Origin of the sequence: Pseudomonas sp. K5002 (assembly GCF_013386655.1) — a bacterium.
In the GTDB taxonomy this organism is placed as follows: domain Bacteria; phylum Pseudomonadota; class Gammaproteobacteria; order Pseudomonadales; family Pseudomonadaceae; genus Aquipseudomonas.
Genome location: NZ_JACARK010001678.1, coordinates 1 through 352, shown reverse-complemented (window position 1 = coordinate 352; position 352 = coordinate 1). Strand labels below are relative to the sequence as shown.

The window sequence follows — 352 nt, the reverse complement described above, 5'->3', positions numbered from 1 at the left end:
CCGGCCTTGAACACGGCGAGCATGCTTGTCAACAACGCCAGGCCTCGGGGGGCGACCAGCGCGACCAACTGATCCTCTGCGGCACCGGCTGCAATCAGCGCATGGGCCAGGCGCGTGGAGCGCTGATCCAGCTCTGCATAGGTCAGGGATTCACCGGCGCAGATCGCGGCGATCTGATCGCCACGCTTGGCAACCTGGGCGGCAAACAGTTCGGCGTAGCTTTTATCCAACGGAAAATCGTGGGGGTTGAGTGCCCACTCGCCGAGCAATTGCTGGCGCTCGTCTGCGGCCAGCAGCTCGAAGCTGCCCAACGGCGCTTCAGGCGCGGCCAGCATGCCGCGCACCAGGCTGG

General features: G+C 65.6%; 1 protein-coding gene. It reads right to left on the bottom strand.

Annotated elements, in window-relative coordinates; genetic code table 11:
- A partial coding sequence (locus HX846_RS38660; RefSeq protein WP_178967632.1) for an AMP-binding protein occupies positions 1-352 on the bottom strand: 352 nt, incomplete at both ends.